Here is a 17,592-nt window from a genome sequence, read left to right on the forward strand (position 1 = left end):
ACAGATCATGAGGAGCGCGGCATGCCACAGCTCAAACCCGTCATCGCCATCCACCCCGCCATGCGGGACGATATTGGCGATCTCGTCACCCGCCGCCCTGTCCCGGGGCGCGGGGTTAGCCACATCGGCGCGTTCCTCTTCCTGAACCATCACGGGCCGCAGATCTATCCGCCGCACAATCGCGGCCTGCCCTTCGGCCCGCACCCGCATCGCGGCTTTGAGACGGTCACCTTCATTCTGGAAGGCGAGCTCGCCCACCGTGACAGCGCGGGCCATGAAAGCATCATCCGCGAAGGCGGCGTCCAGTGGATGACGGCCGGCAGCGGCCTCGTCCATGAGGAAGTCTCCCCGGAAGCCTTCAAGAAGGAAGGCGGCCCGATGGAGCTGCTGCAATTGTGGGTCAATCTGCCTTCGCGCCTGAAGATGACCCAGCCACGCTATACCGGCCTTCAGGCTGACAAGATCCCCGCCATCCAGAAAGACGGCGTGACGCTTCACCTCGTGGCCGGTGAGCATGACGGGCAGGCGGGCGCCTTCGACTCCCTGACCGGCGTGTTCATGAGTTGGCTGGACATGACCTCCGGCAGCCGCATCGCATTTGACGGCCTGACTGGGCGCGATGTGTTTCTCTATGTCGTCAAGGGTGAGGTCACGATCAATGGTGCCAAAGTGTCCGGTTTCAACTTGGCTGAACTCGGGCCAGGCGACGGTATCGAGATTGCCGCCAGCACGGACGCCGTGATCCTCTACGGTCATGCCGAACCGATCAATGAGCCAATTGTTTCCCATGGTCCGTTCGTGATGAATACCGAGCAGGAAATCTATGACGCCTATGCAGACTATCGCGCGGGCAAGTTCATCACGCCGGTGAGTGTGGGCTAGGCCGCTGAGCCCTCTGCTGCTACCCCAAACACAACGATCAGTATGCCGATCATACTTAGACCGGCATAGACTGGTGTGCGCCAATTAAAGCCGCCTGCTGTCTTCCAATCTCCCACCATCGCAATGGCAGACTGGATGGCATAGTAGAGGGCGAAAGCCTTCGACGCATAGGCGATGATGTCGAACACATCCGCGCCCCAGGTCAAAAGCGCCCCAAAGATGCCGAGGATCAGATAAGCGCGCTTCGGCGTGATCTTTCCGCGCGAGACTTCCTCGGCCAGCCCGCCGGCCCCGCTCGCATCTGCCACGGCTGCGCTGAACTGCGCGCTGAGGGCTGCGGCCACGAGAAGCGGCGGCAGAACCGGTGCCACGATCTGCATCATGTCCACAATGGCCGTCTCCTCCAGCACCAGATCACTGGGTTTGAACAGATAGGATAACAGGCTGACATAGACCATGTAGATGGCCGCCGAGATGATCTGTGCCCACCGCATGGAGCGGATGCGCATTTGCGCCGTGTATTCGTCAGACAGGTAACGCGAGGTCTCAAAGCCCTGCACCGTCACGATCAGGCCGAAGGCCAGCGTAATGGCGGGCCAACCACTCAGCTGCAGATCGTTGAAGACCAATTCGTGATGGCTCGCCTTGCCGCTGAAATAAAGCGCCAACCCCACCAGCAGGCCCGCAATGATCGCCAGCTTCAGGCTGACGGCGAACTGCTCCATCTTCTCCATCGTCGAAAAGCCGCCTACCAGGCCCGCCGCGACAACGAAGAACAGCACTGCGCTGGTCAGCAGTTTCGGATAGGCGGGATTGTCCAGATGAAACAGCGACAATCCGAATGCCCCGAACAGGTTCAGATAATAGGCGACAGAGATGCAATAGGCGAAGGCCAATGCCCAAGAGGAGGCCTGTTCCAGCCAGTCCTCGGCCCGGCTACGCTCGTCCACCATGGCCATGCGCGCAATGTTGAACCGGATGGCGTAACCAAAGGCAAAGGCCAGCAGGCAGAGCCCGGCCATTACCAGGGGTGCATACTTGCCATAGGAATCGTCCAGGATCGGGCCTAGTACGAGAAAGCCGCTCCCAATGATGGAGGCAAGCGGTGTCACTGTTGCCTGCCAGGCTCTCCACTTTCTGAGCTGTGGCAGGAACAGCACGCCCAACCCACCGACTGTCGCGAGCAGCACCAGAAGTGTTGAGGGATCAGTCAGGCTGATATTCACCCGTTACTTGTCCAGAATGGCCATCGTATCGGTCATCAGTGAACCGATTTCCTTGTGCAGGACAAGATCAGCAAACGGGTCCTGATCGGTCGGCTCTCGGTTAACGATAATCAGGCGCGCGCCATTCCGTTTCGCCTCAATTGGTATGGCTGCCGCCGGATACACGACAAGTGATGAGCCGAGCACGATACACAGATCGCACAGGAGGGCCTCTTCGCTGGCGCGCAGCATTTCCTGCTCCGGCATCGCCTGTCCAAAGGATACGGTCGCATTCTTCAGCAAGCCGGTGCAGAAGATGCAGGTCAGGTCTTCGTCATTTTCCCAGCGCTTGCGTAGGGGTTCAAACTCATAGCGCTTTCCGCACTGCAGACATTTGGCATAGCTGGCATTGCCATGGATCTCGATCACCTTGTCATCCGGCACGCCGGAGGTCTGATGAAGATTATCCACATTTTGTGTGACTACGGATGATATCTTTCCGCGCTTGACCAGATCGGCCACCGCATAATGGCCGACATTCGGCTCTGCGCCGGTCCAGCCTTCGGTGCGGTTGAACACGCGTCGCCAGGATTCCCGGCGCGCATCGCGGGAGGCGACAAAGTCCTGGAAGTAGATGGGAGACATCTTGCTCCACACGCCGCCGGGGCTCCGGAAGTCCGGGATGCCACTCTCTGTTGAGATGCCTGCGCCGGTGAATACCATCACCCGGCGGGCATCTGAGATATATCTCGCAAGGCGGCCTGCATCCGTCATGAGCGTTGTCTACAAAATCCTGTGTGCTTCGTTCTCATCCAAGGAGCTAAAGAATTGAGAGGATTTGTAAAGCGATGCCTTGGTCTGAAGCAGCGGAAAATTCTCAGACAACTGTGCCGAAGGCGGCACCAATCACCCCGGTGACGATCATGGCGGCCGCGCCCCAGAACACGATCCGCGCAACTGCCCTAAACCGTTTTGCCCCGCCAGCCTTGGCGGAAAGGAACCCCAGGATCACGAGGGCCAACATGGAGACGCCTCCCACGACGGGTGTCACGAAGGCATCCGGGGAAAATACCGCCGCCAGCAGTGGCAGCAGCGCACCCGCAGAGAAACTAACCGCCGAGCTGACCGCGGCCTGCACAGGCCGCGCCGCGCCAAATTCTGACATGCCCAGCTCATCGCGAGCGTGGGCGTCCAGCGCGTCCTTGTCCATCAGTTGGCGGGCGACCTCATAGGCAGTGTCCTTGTGCACGCCCCGGTTCATATATATGTGCGCCAGCTCCACCAGTTCTGCCTCGGGATTGTCTCTCAGGGCGGCCTTTTCGATCTCGATATCGGCCTTTTCCGTGTCGGCCTGAGATGAGACGGAGACATACTCCCCCGCCGCCATGGACATTGCACCGGCCACAAGGCCCGCCAGGCCTGCCGTCAAGATTGCGCCGGTGCCTGCATCGGCAGAGGCGACCCCGATCATCAGACTGGCTGTGGAGAGAATGCCATCATTCGCGCCAAGCACAGTGGCGCGTAACCAGCCAATCCGGTGGATATAATGATGCTCGCCCAAGGGATAGGTAGACGACATTGGTGACCTCCTGTCTGACAGGAAAGGAGGCGGCATTCATCGCGTCTGGTCAAGTCTTTCCGTTGCCGCAGATTATCGCGCCCCGCTCTTGCGTTGCACGGCGCGCCCGGATACCCCTTTGACATTCCTGTTCTTTTGGAGGGACGCCTTATGAGCTCCATTCTCATCATCCTGGCCGCCATCGTTGCGATCATCGGCTTTGTAATCCTGATCTATAACGGCCTTGTCATGAAGCGGCAGCGGGTCAATCAGGCCTTTGCCGATGTCGATGTCCAGCTGAAACAGCGCCAGAACCTGATCCCTAACCTGGTCGAGACGGTAAAAGGCTATGCGTCTCACGAGAAGGAAACCCTGAACGCCGTGATCGCCGCCCGCAGCGCGGCGCAAAGCGCCAGCACACCGGCAGAAATGTCCCAGGCCGAAGGCATGCTGACGGCCTCCCTCGGCAAGCTGTTTGCGCTGGCAGAGGCGTATCCGGACCTGAAAGCCAATACAAACTTCCTGCAGCTGCAGTCAGAGCTGTCCACGATTGAAGACAAGCTCGCCGCCGCGCGGCGCTTCTACAACTCTGCGGTTCAGGACTACAACACCTCCCGCGAACAGTTCCCCGGCTCCATCATTGCCGGCATGTTCAATTTCGAAGAACGGGAATTCTTCGATGTCGGAGTCGAGGGCCGTGAGGCGCTCTCACAGGTGCCGGAAGTGAAATTCTAGGGTAAACTGCCTTCTGACGATCAGGAGGTGGGACCCATGAAATATTTTGTTCTCAGCGCGGCGCTTGCTCTTTCGGCTTGCGCCGCCTCTTCACCCAGGTGGAGTGCATCCACATGGAACGGTCTGCCGGACCGAACTGTTGCGGGCGGCGGCTACAGCTTCTTCGCCGCGCCGGTCGAAGGGCAGGGCTTCAAGTTGAAATTCTCGGTCAAGACCGATGGCAGCTTCGGCGTCGCCAGCGCGCCGAACGAAGACGCGCTGCTGGAAGCCGCCAGGGCCGCCGCGCCAGAAGGCTGCAGCCTTCTGGCGTTTGAACGCACCCCCGATGGCGGTGCAGTCGCAGATTATGATTGTGATTGAGGCTGCCTAGCGAACCACGGTTCCAGCAGGCTGATGGCTTCTTCGATCTGCGGCGTTGAAAGCGCGAAGGAGAAGCGCATGAATTTATGGCCCAGGGCAGGGTCAAAATCCACGCCCGGAGCGGTGGCAATACCAGTCTCTTCCAGCAGCTTCAGGCAGAAGGCCAGGCTATCGTCCGTATATTTTGAAATATCGGCATATATATAGAACGCGCCATCAGGCGGGGCGATCTTTTCGAGGCCCAGACGGGGCATGGCCTCCAGCATTAGCTCGCGATTGCGCCGATACACGTCGACATGCCGGTCCAGTTCCGCAGTGGAATCCATCGCAGCAAGTCCGGCATGCTGTGACAGGGAAGGCGGCGTCAGGAATAAATTCCCGACATAGGCGCTCGTGCGCTCTGCACCATCTTCCGGAGAGACCAGCCAGCCGAGCCGCCAGGCCGGCATTGAGAAATATTTTGAAAAGCTGTTCACAATGTACGCATCCGGATCAAACTCCAGCATGGAGTGGATCTCGGGGCCATAGCTGAGCCCGTGATAGATCTCGTCAGAGATGACGCGGATGCTCTTTCGCTTGGCCACCTCGGCCAGCGCGGCCAGATCGTCTGCAGGGATAATCGTACCGGTCGGGTTGGCGGGGCTCGCAATGATCACGCCAGCTGGGGCAGGGTCGATCGCGTCCAACGCTGCGGCGGACAGCTGATAGCGCGTCTCTTCTCCACAGGCGATTTCGACCGGCTCAAGGTTCAGCGCGCGCAGCGTGTTGCGATAGGCGACATAGCCAGGCCGGGCCAGCGCCACGCGGTCTCCCGGATTGAACGTCGTCGACAGCGCCAGCACAAGGGCAGGAGACGCTCCGCAGGTCAGTGTGATGCGGCCCGGGCGCAAATCCACGCCATAATGGTCCTTGTAGTATTGGGCGATCCGCGCCTTCAGGGGGCGGCTTTCCCAATAGCCCATCGGGTCTGTGTCCAGCACGTCATGCGCCTTGGCAATGGCGGCTTTCGGCGCGGGTGTGGAAGGCTGGCCAAATTCCATATGCAGGATACGCCGGCCTTCGGCTTTCAGGTCATGCGCCCGTTTGCTGACGGAGATCGCGCGGAATGGATCGATGTCTTGTCCCATACTACCGGGCCGTAACGCCCGGCAGCCAAGTTGCCAAGGCCGGAATTGCCGCAACCAGAGCAATCAGCAATACCTGCAACATAATGAACGGCATGGCACCGCGCCAGATATCCATCGTCTTGACGCTCGCCGGGGCTGCGCCGCGCAGATAGAACAAGGCAAAGCCAAATGGGGGCGTCAGGAAACTGGTCTGCAGGTTCAGCGCCATCAAAATGGCCAGCCAGACCGGGTCGAACCCAAGAATGATCAACGGCGGCGCCACCAGCGGCACCACGACGAATACGATTTCGATAAAGTCCAGGAAGAAGCCCAGCACGAACATCACAATCATCGTCATGATCAGCGCGCCCCATTTGCCACCCGGCATGGAGTGCAGCACATCTGCGATGATGTCGTCGCCGCCATAGCCGCGGAAGACCAGGCTGAACAGAGACGCGCCAATCAGGATCAGGAACACCATGCTGGTAATCTGCGTCGCACTCTTCAGCGCAGGCAGCAGCTGCCGCATCCGGCGCAGCACAACAAGGCCCGCCGCTACGCTGGCGAAGAAAACAAGACAAGCGAGGCCGGTCAGCACGATGCCAATCTCATTGGCGCGGCCAATCGAGGCGACGCCCGTGCGCAGGTCGAACAGATTGCGCAGGAACAGGATGGCCACAACACTGGCCAGCCCGGCCATCAATAGCCAGCTTACGCGCCGCTCATGATCATCATCCGCCAGTCGCAGCCCAGCCAGGAGGATCGCGCCAGCGACGCCAATCGCGGCGGCTTCTGTCGGCGGGGCAATGCCGCCCAGGATCGCGCCAAGCACGGCAAAGATCAGCAGCAGAGGTGCGCCCAGCCCAAAGGCAATCTCCTTGGTTGCCAGCGGCGGGCTGTCATCCTGCTGAACTGGCGGGCAGCGTTCGGGCTTCCAGATGGCGGTGGTGGCGATCCAGCCGAGGTACAGCCCGACCAGAAGCAGGCCGGGGATCAGTGCGCCAGCGAACAGGTCACCGACCGACACCACGAAAGACCCCGCCGAGCCGGTCGCCTGGCTGGCCTGGCTCGCCGCATTGGAAATCGCATCCGCCAGCAAGATGAGCACAATGGAAGGCGGAATGATTTGCCCAAGCGTACCGGAGGCCGCGATCGTCCCCGTCGCAAGGCGCGGATCATAGCCCTGGCGCATCATGGTCGGCAGGGCGATCAGCGTCATGGTGATCACCGTCGCGCCGACAATCCCGGTCGAAGCCGCCAGCAGCGCGCCCACCAGCACCACGGCATAGCCAAGCCCGCCACGCACCTTGCCCAGCAGGCGGCTGGCAATGTGCAACAGGTCTTCCGCCACGCGAGACCGTTCCAGGATCACGCCCATCAACACGAACAACGGCACGGCGATCAGCGTCGTGTTCTGCATGATTGATCCGCCAAGAATGCGGCTCGGCAAATTGCGCAGAAAGGCTTCATCGAAGACGCCAAGGCCAATCCCGGCCAGCGCGAACAGCAGCGCCACACCGCCCAAAGTCAGCGCCACCTGATAGCCTGCCAGTAGGGCCAGCACGGCGCAGGCAAACATGGAAATCGCCAGGATCACCTCAAGCTCCATGGATGCCTCCATGGGGCGCTTCTTCCGGTGCTTCCTCCAGCTTGCCGGTCAGGCGCAGTGCGGCCTTCAGCGCTTCCGACAGACCCTGCACCAGCATCAGCACGGCAAACACCGGCAACAGTGTCTTGAACAGGAACAGCAGCGGCAGGCCATCGGATTCGCGGGAGCCCTCAAACAGCGCCCAGCTGCGCGCGAGGCCCTGTTCCGTCATCGCCAGCAGACGGATGCAGATCGGAAACAGGAACAGATAGATGCCCGCAAGTTCAATCCAGTTGCGTCCGTTTGGCCCGAAGCGCGGGCGCAGAATGTCCACCCGGACATGCGCATCATCCCGTAGGGCTGAGGCTGCGCCCAGCATGAACATCGCCGCAAAGGCATAGATCACGATCTCGTTCAGCCAGGTGAATGACATGCCGAACGCATAGCGCAGCATTACGACCAGCAATTGCGCCATCACCAGTATGATCGCGCTGGTAATCGCCCCGCCCAGCGCCCAGCCGGAGACGGCATCAATCCTGCGGCTCAGCCATTTGGCGAGGCCTTCCACCGGCTCCGGCCAGATTGCCACGATCAGCGGCAGCAGAAGCAGCGGCGAGAGCAATAGGCCGAGCCAGTTCAGCCATCCGCCCAGTGTCAGGAATAGATCCGCAGACATGCCCACCCCGCGCCCGTCTACTTGTTGACCGCGCGGGCGGCGTAATACGGTCCTTCGGACACATCGCCCCAGCCCCGCATCAGCTTCAGGGATGTTTCAAAGCTGTCATAGATGCGCTTCTCGATGCCATCGCGGCCAGAGGCGGCGCGAATGTCCCAAGCGGCCTCTGCCATGCGCGAGACAACATCATCGGGGAAGCTTCGCATCTGCACGCCATGCTCATTGACCAGCAGGTCCAGATGAACCGAGTTCTGATAGGTGAATTCGCCCAGCGATGTGTGGTTCACGCTTTCACAGGCGGCCTGAATGATCGCCTGCTCGCCTTGTGTCAGATCATCCCAGACGCGGCGGTTCATGCCGACGGCCAGGCTCGCGCCCGGTTCATGGAAGCCGGGTCCGTAATAATAGGGCGCCTCCCGATAGAAGCCGAGATAGTAGTCATTCCACGGGCCGACCCATTCGGTCGCGTCGATCGCGCCGGTCTGCAGGGATTGATAAATCTCGCCGCCCGGCAGCGCGATGGCAGACCCGCCGAGCGCTCGCAGCACATCGCCGCCCTGCCCAGGAATGCGCATCTTCAGGCCGACCAGATCATCCAGGCCGTTGATCTCCTTGCGGAACCAACCACCCATTTGGTGGCCGGTATTGGCCGCCTGAAAGGCCTTGATACCGAACTGTCCCGACAATTCATCCCACAATGTCTGGCCGCCGCCAAAGTCGATCCAGCCCATGATCTCCTGCGCTGTCATTCCGAACGGCACGGCGGTGAAGAATGGGAAGCCGGTGGATTTCGCCGTCCAGTAATATTCTGCGCCATGATACATGTCGGCAGAGCCATTCGAGACCGCATCGAAACATTCAAAGGGCGGCACCAGTTCGCCCGCCGCGTAAACCTTCACTTCCATCAGCCCGTCGGACATTGTCTGAATGCGCTGCGCCACGCGCTCAGCCGCTTCGCCGAGGCCCGGCAGGCCCTTCGGCCAGGTGGTGACCATGTTGAACCGGCGCCGGTTGCGCGCAATGGCCGGGGCGGCCAGATCGGCGGCCTTTTCCGGATTGGCAAAGGCGGCTGCCGCGCCAGCAAGGCCAAGCGCCCCTGCGCCCAGCAGGTTACGTCTGTGGATCATTACTCCTCCCCCCTGCGTCTGCGCCGGCGTTTAGCCGTGTCGCGAGCGCAACGTCTTACTCATCGTCTTTCAGCAACCGCCATGTATCGCCGTCCAGCACTTCCAGCGGCTTGTAGCGCCGCTTGTAGTCCATCTTCGGGCTGCCTTTGACCCAATAGCCCAGATACACATGTGGCAGGCCCAGATCGTGGGCGTGCAGGATATGGTCCAGGATCATGTAATGGCCGAGGCCCCGGTCTTCATGGGCAGGGTCAAAGAAGGTGTAGACCATGGAAAAGCCGTCACGCAGGATATCCGTAATCGAGGCAGCTACCAGCGGCGCGTCGTCTTCCGGGCCCTCGCGATATTCGAAGATTAGGCTTTTCACCGGACTGCCGCCCACCATGGCGCTATAGTCCCGATAGCTCATGTCAGACATGCCGCCCTTGTCGTGGCGATGTTTCACATAGGCTTTCAGCAGGCGGTATTGCTCGCGCGTAGGTGTGGACTCCACGGGGCGGCGTACCAGAGACTGGTTACGCTTCAGGGCGCGGCGGTCATTACGGGAGAGTTCGAACTCGCGCGAATTTACACGCACGCTGCGGCAGGCATTGCAACGCGGGCAGGCCGGGCGATAGGCAATCGTCTGGCTGCGGCGAAAGCCAGCATGGCTCAGTGAGTTGTGAATGTTGTCGGCTTCGCTGCCAATGGCCAGATTGGTGAAGGCCTTGCGTTCCTTCAGCCCCGGCAAATACGGGCACGGGCTCGGGCTGGTCACGTAAAAGCGGAGTGACCGTTCAAGCCCCGGGGGCAATATCTGGGAGTCCGTAAACCTCATAATTGCGACGATACACTTACAGATCAAACCGCCAAGGGGCGAATAGCGTAAAGACGAACCATAATATGAATACCAGAGGGGCGCCAAATGTCATGAAGTCCCTGAATTTATAGTGTCCGGGGCCCATCACCAGCATGTTCGTCTGATACGCGATTGGCGTCGCAAAACTGCAGTTTGCGCCATAAATCACCGCCAGCAGGAATGGTAGCGGGTTTTCGATGTTCAGTTCCGCCGCCGCCGACAGGGCAATCGGCGAGAACAGAATGGCCGTTGCCGCATTCGACAGCAAATTCGTCAGGATGGCCACGGCCAGGAAGATGGCAGAGAGAACTGCCAGCGTTCCGAAGGGAGAGGCTAAATTCACCACGGCATGCGCAATCATCGCGGCCGCGCCTGTTTTCTCAAGCGCCATGCCCATGGCCAGCGCTGCGCCGATCACCAGAAAGATGCGCAGATCCAGAGAGCGCGCCGCCTGCCGCGTATTGAGGCAGCCCGCGATCAGCATCGCCACGGCCGCCAGGACGGAGGCGTGCAGAATGGAGACAAAGCCCGTCGCCGCCGCAACCACCAGGCAGACCGAGATCACCCGCGCTGCCAGCGCCTTGGTCGTCAGCGGAATTTCGGTCTGGGACCATTCCAGCATGATCAGGTCGCGGCTGGAGCGCAGCTCGCGGAATGCTTCGACCGGCCCGCACAGCAGCAGCGTGTCACCGGATTCCAGCCGGATCTCGCCCAGCTTGGTTCGAATCATCCGGCTCCGGCGCTGAATGCCCAGCGTCACCGCGCGCGTCAGGCGGCGAAAGCCCAGCATCTCCACCGTTCGGCCCACCATGCGAGAGCCCGGCGCGATCACGGCTTCGGTCAGCGCCAGCGTGCTCGGTTTGCCATTCTCTTCCAGATCTGCGCCGGAGGCCTGCCATACCTGCTGCAGGAAGTCCGGCTGGCGCGCCAGCACGTTCTGAAGCGCCGAGCGCGTGGCGGCGATGATCACAAGGTCACCGGCCTGTAGCGAAATGTCTTCATAGGGTGGCAGGATGGCGCGTTCTCCGCGCTGGATCATCCGCACCGTCATGTCCGGCAAGTCTGTGAACATGCCGGCAATGGGTTTCTTGCCCTGCAGGAAATGGCCATTGGTGACTTCAATCTGCGCCACGAACTGTTTGCCGGAAGGCTGCACAATATCATCGGACAGGCCGCGCCGGTTCGGCAGCAGGAAGCGCGAGAAGATCACGAGATAGAGAAATCCGGCCCCCGCCAGGATCAGGCCCAGCGGTGTCTGATCAAAGAAGCCAAGCTGCTGACCGGTAATCCGCAGATAGGATTCCGCCGCCAGCAGGTTCGTCGATGTGCCGATCAGTGTCGTCATTCCGGCAAAGATGGAGGCATAGCTGAGTGGCATCATCAGCTTTGATTGCGGCGTGTTCATGCGCATCGCGATGGCCGTCATCACGGGCAAAAACATGATCACGATGGGCGTATTGTTCACAAACGCGCTGGTCACGAAGACTGCCAGGAAGGCCAGTACCAGCGTCGTGGTTGGTCGCTTGTCATAGCCTGCCAGCAGGGCCTTGGTTGGCCCCTCCAGAGCGCCAGTCTGGAACAAGCCCTGACCGACCACCAGCAGCGCCATGATCGTGATCAGCGCCGGATTGCCAAACCCGGATAGCAGGTCCGCCGCGCTGATCGGAGCGCCATCCGCGCCATGAGCACCCGGAATTGTGAAAAGCACCAGCAGCGCAGCCATCACGCAGACAGAGACCAGCTCCATTGACCATCTGTCGAGCATGTAAAAGGCAATCGCCGCGCACACGACGGCGAGACTCGCCCACAGGGGCCAGGTTGCGGCCAGTTCACTCAACATTGTGGCTCCGGTTCATCAGCGCGCCCCGGCCTACCAGTCAGGTTAGCCGTCAACTTGCAACAGTATGCTTATACGACGGTTTGCTGGCAAGTGGGGCTGGCCCGCATCAAGGGGGCGTGTTGCGGCCAGACCCGTGACGGCACGGATGCGGCTATCTGTAATACCTGCAGCAGTCAGGGCGCGGCGGGCGGCATTTGCACGCTCTGAAGAGATATCCCAGTTGCTGCGCTCGGAATCCTGGCTCGGAAAGGCGTCAGTATGGCCTTCAATGGTCAGCGGAACGGTCAGGGGCGACAGGCTGTGCCCGACATTTTGCATCAGTTGTTCACCCGCCGGGGTAAAACCGGACTCATTCATCGCAAATAGCGGGCGGGCCTCTGAGTCGATCAGATCGATTCGCACGCCATTGGTCTGACGGCTCAGCACTATATTGTCTTCGGTGCTTTGCAGGGCGGCATCTGAAGACAGAAGATTGTAGAGGCGCTGGGTCTCATTCGGGCGAATGTCGACCAGCGTGCTGGCGCTGGCAGTCTGTCCATTATTGAAGAAATCCGCGATGTCACCGCGCGCGTCAGGCGACACGCCACTGACCAGCCAGAGCAGAAGGAAGAACGCCATCAGGGCCGTCAGGAAGTCGGCATAGGCCAGCTTCCACGTGCCCAAGCGCCGCGCAGGCAAGGCAGGCCTTCTGCCTGCCCGATGGTGCTGCGTAGTGGTGGTGGCATGCGCCATAATCCGTTCCAAATCGTTCTGAGTGGAACCGATGATGTAGCAGGCCTTGGTGAATCCTCGCTGGAAACAAACGTGCTGATTTCGATGAAATTCAACTGAAACTGTATCAGGTGGGCGGGGTCAGAAAGGCGCTGTCAGAACGGCCCTCATAACCCTCCAGATATCTGAGGAGTATTCCAGCGCAGTAATGAAAAATGCGACGCGAACCCCCACTTTGACTTTACGGTTCGGATGGAACAGCCAGTGGCGAACATCCCACCACCGAATGGGACGGACAAACAGGTCAAATACCCCATCCACACCATGGGCGGCGTCGGTATCGTCATCTCTCAGGCTGGCGCTACCCTTTTTGAGAAGGCGCGCAGTCTCCCCATCGGCTCGGACCTCATTTTCCTTGGTTTTCACCCAGACCGGCAGGATTTTGAGTTCGCGCTTGAGGACGGTTTTGCTATTTTCGCGGAATATGACCACAAAGTAGCGGTTCTCGTACTTCTCGTTCAGTTTCGCGGTCAGCTCTTTTGGCCCCAGCTTGGCCAGCCGTTTTTCTTCCAGCAGATCCCGCATGCGATAGGGGTGCATCTTGATGATGTTCACATCATCCAACCCATCAGAAACAGCACGAAGCCGGACAGAAGATTCCATATACTCAGGGCGAATATTGGCGTTGAGCACTGCACGCCCTGGCCTGACAGCCAGCTGCAAAAACCGCCCGGCCCCTGCGTAATAAATTCCAGCATCCTTGTTTTCCCCCCTCACCCTTCTAGTAATGAAGTCAGGAACACCAGACGTCCAGCGGCGTGATGGGAAACGAATTCAATTTAGGAGAGATACCTTATGGCGCGGACGGCTTTTCTTGGCCTGGGAGTGATGGGCTTTCACATGGCGGGGCATCTGGCGGCCAAGGGCCATGAGGTGGCCGTTTGGAACCGTACGGAAGCAAAGAGCAAAGACTGGGCGGCCCAGCACAAGGGCGAAATTGCCAAGACCCCCGGCGACGCGGCCTTTGGCGCGGAATTCGTGTTTCTCTGCCTCGGCGATGATCCAGATGTGCGCGACGTCTTTGCCCAGCTGGAACCGAGCCTCGGCGCGGGTATGATCGTGGTGGACCACACGACCGCCTCAGCGGGCCTTGCGCGAGAGCTGGATGAGCGCTGTCGGGTAAAAGGCGCGCGCTTTCTGGATGCGCCGATCAGCGGCGGTGAGGCCGGCGCCATCAATGGCCAGCTGACCATCATGTGCGGCGGTGACGAAAAAGCCTTCGCCACGGCCGAGCCCGTCATGGCAGCTTTTGGCAAGAAGATGACGCTGATTGGCGAGAGTGGCGCGGGTCAGCTCGCCAAATCCGTCAACCAGATCTGCATTGCCGGTATTGTCCAGGGCTTGTCGGAAGGCCTGCACTTTGCCGAACAGGCCGGGCTGGACGCCGCCAAGGTGATCGAGGCGATCAGCGGCGGCGCCGCGCAGAGCTGGCAGATGGAGAACCGCTGGAAAACCATGGTCGCAGGGGAATTCGAGCACGGCTTTGCCGTCGACTGGATGCGCAAGGATCTTCGTATCACGTTGGAGGCCGCGCGTGAAAATGGTGCCAGCCTGCCGCTGACCGCCACAGTCGACCAGTATTATGCTGACGTGCAGGCCATGGGTGGCCAGCGCTGGGATACGTCCAGCCTCATCGCCCGCCTGAGGCGGAATTAGGGGCGATGCGCCTTCTGGAACTTCATATGCCTGCCGATGACCGGTTCGACACCGTCATGCGGGCCGTCAAGAATGCAGAGCCGATCGACTACTATGTTCAGAATACTGAACAGGTTGACCGTCGCCTGATCTCTGTCTTCTTGCGGGAAGGCACGGGTCAGGCCCTGATGGATAATATCCAGACTGTGCTGGAAGACTGCAATGATTATCGCATTACCATCCTGCCGGTTGAGGCGACCGCGCCTAAATTGAAGGAAGCGACAGACCAGAAGGCCGAACGCAAGATCCAGGCAACGCGGGAGGAGATTTATTCCGATGTCTCCACCGGCGCGCGGCTGGACCGGGATTTCATCATCATGGTCGTGCTGTCCACTGTGGTGGCGGCTATCGGCCTGAATTCGGATGGTGTAGCCGCCGTGATCGGCGCCATGGTGATCGCGCCCTTGCTGGGCCCTGTGCTTGGCTTCTCCATGGGCGCTGCACTCGGGGATTTCGTCCTGCTGAAGCGGGCCTCCATGACGCTGGCAGCAGGCATTGGCATCGCGCTCACCTGCTCCTGGATTTTGTCTTTCTTCCTGGTAATTGACCTTGAAAGTCAGCAGCTCATGTCCCGCGCAGAAGTGCGCCTTGATGGCCTGGCCCTTGCCATGGCGGCGGGCGGTGCGGCGGCGTTGTCACTGACGCGCGGGCAGGCCTCGGCCCTGGTAGGAGTCATGGTTGCCGCAGCCTTGCTGCCACCCGGTGCAGCGGTTGGGTTGTTTGCCGGGGCGGGCCACTGGACCCTTGCCCTGCGAGCGGCCCTTTTGCTGACGCTGAACGTTGTGGCCTTGGTTCTGGCCGCCTTGATCGTTTTCCGCCTTCGCAAAATACGGCCTCGTTCGTGGATCGACCAGAAGAATGCCAGCCGCGCTGTCTGGATCAATGCGGTCCTCTCTGCTCTAATGCTGGCGGCGGCAACGGCCCTGATCCTCTGGCTGGATCTCGGCGCGAAAGTGTCTGTGGGATAGGCTGACCTGCCGCAAATCATGACGTAGTCGGAATAACCCGCCTCGGTAACGGTTTTGTTATCGGAACCCCGCCGGCGCGCACCCGTTGCTTCTGGGAATACAAAATTGGAGATTCCTGAATGAGCGACCATCTCACCACAATCAACCCCGCCACCGGCGAAACGCTGAACACCTATCCGGTGATGAGCGATGCAGACATGAACGCCGCCATAGCCAAATGTCATGAGGCTTATCTCGAATGGCGCATGCGCAGCCTGGAAGAGCGGGCCAAAGTCATCAAGGCCATCGGCGTTGAGCTTCGCAAGCATGTCGATGACTATGCCGAACTAATGACGAAGGAGGTCGGCAAGCTCTACAAGGATGGCAAGCAGGAAGTCGAACTCTGCGCCCAGATCTGCGACTACACCGCAGAGTATGGCCCCAAGGAGCTCGCCGATGAAGAGCGTGAAATCCAGACCGGTCGCAAAGGCATTGTCAGCTACTCCCCCATCGGCATCGTCTACGGTATTCAGCCCTGGAACTTCCCGCTTTATCAAGCGATCCGCTATTCCATATCAAACTTGATGGCCGGCAATGGAATCCTTCTGAAGCACGCCGAAAGCTGCACCGGTAGCGGCCTGAAACTGCGCGACATCTATGAGGCTGCTGGCCTGCCGAAACATCTCTTCACTGTCTTGCTGATCTCGCATGACCAGTCTGACGCTGTGATTGAGCACGAACTGGTGCGCGGCGTTACATTGACCGGCAGTGATGGCGCAGGCCGTATCGTCGCCGAAAAGGCCGGCAAGGCGCTGAAGAAAACCGTGCTCGAACTCGGCTCCAATGATGCGTATCTCGTGCTCGAAGATGCGGACGTGGAACTCGCCGTGAAGACCTGCGTCCAGGGGCGCCTGTTCAATAATGGCGAGACCTGTGTGAACGCCAAGCGCTTCATCGTCACGGACAAGGTGTATGACGCCTTTACCGAGAATTTTATCAAGGCGATGAGCGACATTAAGCTCGGCGACCCCTTTGACGAAGACACACAGCTCGGCCCTATTGCGCGCGAAGATTTGCGTGACACGCTGGCCGACCAGGTCAAGAAAAGTGTCGAGAAAGGTGCCACGATCAGCTGCGGCGGCGAGGTGCCGGATCGCGAGGGATATTATTATCCGTCTACGGTTCTTACCGATGTAAAGCCGGGGCAGCCTGCCTATGATGACGAATTGTTCGGCCCTGTCGCCTCTGTTATCCGTGCCAAAGACGATGAAGACGCCATGCGCATCGCCAATGACAGCCGCTATGGCCTCGGCGGCGGCATCTTCTCCAAGAATGAAGATCGCGCTATAGAGCTTGCCCAGAAGCAGTTCGACACGGGTATGGTCATGATCAATGGCTACGGCATTGCGACGCCCAACATGCCTTTTGGCGGCGTGAAGGATTCCGGCTACGGTCGCGAACATGGCGGCTACGGAATGAAGGAATTCGTCAACACGAAAGCCGTGTTCGTCTACTGATCGGTCTTTCCGTCACAGGTGAACCCGCCACAGTCCTGAAATCCTTGCGGCGAAGCATAGCTCTGCCGCAAAGGGGAAGTTGACTGTGGGCGGGTTTACATCTGCGTCAGATTTCCTACTTTGAGCGGTGAACCCCAACAAAGCACCCGCGAGCGTGACGCGGCCTTTGAAATTCACCTCCAGACAGATTGGATTATTTATGACGCAAGTGAAATCCGGCGATACGGTACATATTCATTACAAAGGCACGCTGAATGACGGCACGACGTTTGACAGCTCCGAAGGGCGTGAGCCTTTGACCTTTCAGGTTGGGTCCGGGCAGATCATTCCAGGCCTCGACTCTGCCATTCCGGGCATGGCGATTGGCGACAAGAAAACCGTGAACGTCCCGGCAGACGAAGCCTATGGCCCGGTCAATCCCGACATGCGCCAGGAAGTGCCGCGCGGCCAGATCCCTGCGGACATCCCGACCGAAATTGGCACGCGCCTGCAAATGCAGACCCAGACAGGCCAGGTTGTTCCGGTCACCGTGGTGGCTGTCGATGACAACGCGATCACGCTGGACGCGAACCATCCGCTGGCCGGCAAGGATCTCACCTTCGACATCGAACTGGTGAAAATCGACGCCGCCGCCTGATCAGGCGCATCGGACCAGACAGAACGGCGACGGCTCATCCGGGCAGTCGCCGTTTTTGTTTTGGGAGATGACAAGACCCCAAGAACCCCACTCATCCTGAGCGAAATTGA

At 59.9% G+C, this 17,592-nt stretch carries 18 protein-coding genes; 7 read left to right on the plus strand and 11 right to left on the minus strand.

The features are described from left to right. Positions 1-21: 21 nt before the first annotated feature. On the plus strand, positions 22-882 hold the full coding sequence (locus HY2_RS01405; protein ID WP_034823945.1) for a pirin family protein: 861 nt from the start codon (positions 22-24) through the stop codon (positions 880-882). Here HY2_RS01405 and HY2_RS01410 read toward each other — a convergent pair. From HY2_RS01410 to HY2_RS01420, 3 genes are all read right to left on the minus strand, one after another. Then, entirely contained in the window at positions 879-2,108 is a 1,230-nt protein-coding gene (locus HY2_RS01410; protein ID WP_206740970.1) for an APC family permease, read from the minus strand. The two genes, HY2_RS01405 and HY2_RS01410, sit on opposite strands and share 4 nt — an antisense overlap. Before the next feature lie 3 nt (positions 2,109-2,111). Further along, positions 2,112-2,861: an SIR2 family NAD-dependent protein deacylase gene (locus HY2_RS01415; RefSeq protein WP_034823946.1), complete on the minus strand. Its 750-nt coding sequence runs from the start codon at positions 2,859-2,861 to the stop codon at positions 2,112-2,114. Between the two features lie 103 nt (positions 2,862-2,964). Further along, the gene (locus tag HY2_RS01420) at positions 2,965-3,666 is read right to left on the minus strand and encodes a VIT1/CCC1 transporter family protein (protein ID WP_034823948.1); all 702 of its coding nucleotides are present in this window, start codon (positions 3,664-3,666) and stop codon (positions 2,965-2,967) included. 150 nt (positions 3,667-3,816) lie between these two features. Between HY2_RS01420 and HY2_RS01425 the strand changes: the two genes are divergently transcribed. Further along, entirely contained in the window at positions 3,817-4,380 is a 564-nt protein-coding gene (locus HY2_RS01425; protein WP_034823950.1) for a LemA family protein, read from the plus strand. A 36-nt stretch (positions 4,381-4,416) separates the two neighbouring features. Then, positions 4,417-4,740, plus strand: a complete 324-nt coding sequence (locus HY2_RS01430) for a hypothetical protein (RefSeq protein ID WP_034823952.1) — start codon at positions 4,417-4,419, stop codon at positions 4,738-4,740. Here HY2_RS01430 and HY2_RS01435 read toward each other — a convergent pair. From HY2_RS01435 to HY2_RS01470, 8 genes are all read right to left on the minus strand, one after another. Continuing rightward, the gene (locus HY2_RS01435) at positions 4,725-5,867 is read right to left on the minus strand and encodes a pyridoxal phosphate-dependent aminotransferase (RefSeq protein WP_034823954.1); all 1,143 of its coding nucleotides are present in this window, start codon (positions 5,865-5,867) and stop codon (positions 4,725-4,727) included. The genes HY2_RS01430 and HY2_RS01435 overlap by 16 nt on opposite strands. Position 5,868: 1 nt before the next feature. Then, the gene (locus HY2_RS01440) at positions 5,869-7,467 is read right to left on the minus strand and encodes a TRAP transporter large permease (RefSeq protein ID WP_233346062.1); all 1,599 of its coding nucleotides are present in this window, start codon (positions 7,465-7,467) and stop codon (positions 5,869-5,871) included. Then, complete coding sequence (locus tag HY2_RS01445) at positions 7,445-8,110, minus strand: TRAP transporter small permease subunit (RefSeq protein ID WP_034823956.1); 666 nt, start codon at positions 8,108-8,110, stop codon at positions 7,445-7,447. Before HY2_RS01445 ends, HY2_RS01440 begins: the two co-directional genes overlap by 23 nt. 17 nt (positions 8,111-8,127) lie before the next feature. Next, positions 8,128-9,237, minus strand: coding sequence for a TRAP transporter substrate-binding protein (locus tag HY2_RS01450; RefSeq protein WP_034823958.1), 1,110 nt, complete (start codon positions 9,235-9,237; stop codon positions 8,128-8,130). A gap of 55 nt (positions 9,238-9,292) precedes the next feature. After that, positions 9,293-10,054 carry an arginyltransferase gene (locus HY2_RS01455; protein ID WP_051594598.1) on the minus strand — a complete coding sequence of 254 codons (762 nt, stop codon included), beginning with the start codon at positions 10,052-10,054 and terminating at the stop codon, positions 9,293-9,295. A 16-nt stretch (positions 10,055-10,070) separates the two neighbouring features. Next, complete coding sequence (locus tag HY2_RS01460) at positions 10,071-11,915, minus strand: SLC13 family permease (protein WP_034823963.1); 1,845 nt, start codon at positions 11,913-11,915, stop codon at positions 10,071-10,073. A gap of 42 nt (positions 11,916-11,957) precedes the next feature. Next, a complete protein-coding gene (locus HY2_RS01465; protein WP_162173272.1) occupies positions 11,958-12,578 on the minus strand; it encodes an OmpA family protein in 621 nt (206 codons plus the stop codon). A 189-nt stretch (positions 12,579-12,767) separates the two neighbouring features. Next, positions 12,768-13,289, minus strand: coding sequence for a hypothetical protein (locus HY2_RS01470; protein ID WP_146617145.1), 522 nt, complete (start codon positions 13,287-13,289; stop codon positions 12,768-12,770). 192 nt (positions 13,290-13,481) lie between these two features. On the opposite strand from HY2_RS01470, the gene HY2_RS01475 reads away from it, so the two are divergent. From HY2_RS01475 to HY2_RS01490, 4 genes are all read left to right on the plus strand, one after another. Continuing rightward, positions 13,482-14,342, plus strand: coding sequence for an NAD(P)-dependent oxidoreductase (locus HY2_RS01475; protein WP_034823969.1), 861 nt, complete (start codon positions 13,482-13,484; stop codon positions 14,340-14,342). A 26-nt stretch (positions 14,343-14,368) separates the two neighbouring features. Continuing rightward, the gene (locus HY2_RS01480; RefSeq protein WP_233346060.1) at positions 14,369-15,349 is read left to right on the plus strand and encodes a TIGR00341 family protein; all 981 of its coding nucleotides are present in this window, start codon (positions 14,369-14,371) and stop codon (positions 15,347-15,349) included. Between the two features lie 119 nt (positions 15,350-15,468). Then, the gene (locus HY2_RS01485) at positions 15,469-16,845 is read left to right on the plus strand and encodes an NAD-dependent succinate-semialdehyde dehydrogenase (protein ID WP_034823973.1); all 1,377 of its coding nucleotides are present in this window, start codon (positions 15,469-15,471) and stop codon (positions 16,843-16,845) included. 199 nt (positions 16,846-17,044) lie between these two features. Beyond that, on the plus strand, positions 17,045-17,482 hold the full coding sequence (locus HY2_RS01490) for an FKBP-type peptidyl-prolyl cis-trans isomerase (protein WP_034823975.1): 438 nt from the start codon (positions 17,045-17,047) through the stop codon (positions 17,480-17,482). Positions 17,483-17,592 lie beyond the last annotated feature (110 nt).

Source organism: Hyphomonas pacifica, from assembly GCF_000682675.1.
Taxonomy (GTDB): Bacteria; Pseudomonadota; Alphaproteobacteria; order Caulobacterales; family Hyphomonadaceae; genus Hyphomonas; species Hyphomonas pacifica.